This is a genomic window from Dethiosulfatibacter aminovorans DSM 17477 (assembly GCF_900142005.1).
Lineage (GTDB): Bacteria > Bacillota > Clostridia > Tissierellales > Dethiosulfatibacteraceae > Dethiosulfatibacter > Dethiosulfatibacter aminovorans.
In genome coordinates this window covers 1-1,325 of sequence record NZ_FQZL01000076.1, presented here as the reverse complement: position 1 = coordinate 1,325, position 1,325 = coordinate 1, and the positions used below count along the sequence as shown (strand labels likewise).

Annotated in this window: 1 protein-coding gene and 1 pseudogene; one reads left to right on the top strand and one right to left on the bottom strand. The window is 30.6% G+C overall.

Annotated elements, in window-relative coordinates; all coding sequences use genetic code 11:
• Window positions 1-102 precede the first annotated feature (102 nt).
• Window positions 103-702: a TetR/AcrR family transcriptional regulator gene (locus BUB05_RS18355; RefSeq protein WP_073051232.1), complete on the top strand. Its 600-nt coding sequence runs from the start codon at window positions 103-105 to the stop codon at window positions 700-702.
• A gap of 236 nt (window positions 703-938) precedes the next feature.
• On the opposite strand, the pseudogene BUB05_RS18785 reads toward BUB05_RS18355, so the two are convergent.
• Window positions 939-1,325: pseudogene (locus tag BUB05_RS18785) on the bottom strand (Fic family protein); the annotation flags it as partial.

Here is a 1,325-nt window from a genome sequence, read left to right as displayed (position 1 = left end):
GATGACTGTTCATCACTTTTGGCTCTGGTTTTGAGGTAAATATTTAAAGACAAGCCCTAAAAATCAACATTTTGGGCTTGACAATATAGGAAGGAGATTGGCATGGAAGATAACAATTTAACACCTAGACAAATTCAAGCAATAACTACAAGAACAAAAATATATAAAACAGCTCAAAAATTAATATCCGAATACGGTTTTGAAAATGTAAAAATTAGCGAAATCTGCAAAAAATCAGAGGTTTCAAACGGTGCATTCTATCATCATTTTCAATCGAAATATGATATTATAGTCGAAAGTTTTAAAGAAGGAGACCGTTATATCGAATCACAACTTAATGATTTTCTTAAAGAAAATTCTAGTTCAGAAGAAAGGCTTATTGAATTGATTAGATTAGAAATGAATTATGCAAAAAAAATTGGTGTTGATTTGGTTAAGCAAATGTTTAAAAATGAACTTCAAGTAAAACAAAAATTCTTAACTTCCGAAGATCATCTATTTAATAGTTTTATTACAAATATTGTAATAGCTGGCCAAAGGGAAAATGAAATACGAAGTGATATGACTGCAAATGAAATTTCAAACTATATAATACGCTTTACCCGAGGAATTATCTATGATTGGTGCCTCAATGAAGGCAATTTTGATATTGTGGACTTTTCAACTGAATCCTTTAAACACTTTATAAAAATATTCGTATAATATTTTTTAATTACACCCATAAAAAAATCTGAGCAAATATTACTGCTCAGATTTATATATTAAATATTCATCTATATTTCTAGATATGATTCACTTGAAAACTTACTTATTTCTTATTTCAGAATCAAATTTTCGTTTTGTAATAAACTTTGTTACGCTGAACCGTACCATAAGTAAGTTTATAAGCCGAGGCCGGATTGTGTCATAGATACTATAACACATCCTTCCTCAATACATTAATCATGTTTTGACTTATCATTTAAAATATAGGCTGTGCTCCTACCGCCACCAACCTTTATTATGTAATCCGTTTTTACAAGTTCAGCCAATGCTTTTTCTATTGTAGTGATGCTTATATCAGGACAGAGCTTGGCAATATCAGACTTGCTAATTTTGCCTACTCTTGTTTCAAAGATATACCTTACTCTCTCTGATTTGGTTAATCCTTGATTTCTGATGGTTTCCATTCTTGAGGAAAACTCTCTGTATGCTGCCAGAATTACTCCTAAATAATACTTGATAAATGGGACATAGTCATTTTCATTATCATGCCAGCCAATGGAACTCAATCTCAACGTTTCATAGTAACTCTCTTTTGATTTTTCGATCATCATCTCTATGCT

Bases quoted from the DNA above. Each gene is read 5' to 3' on its own strand.
- BUB05_RS18355 (WP_073051232.1), top strand. From the start codon at position 103: ATGGAAGATAACAATTTAACACCTAGACAAATTCAAGCAATAACTACA.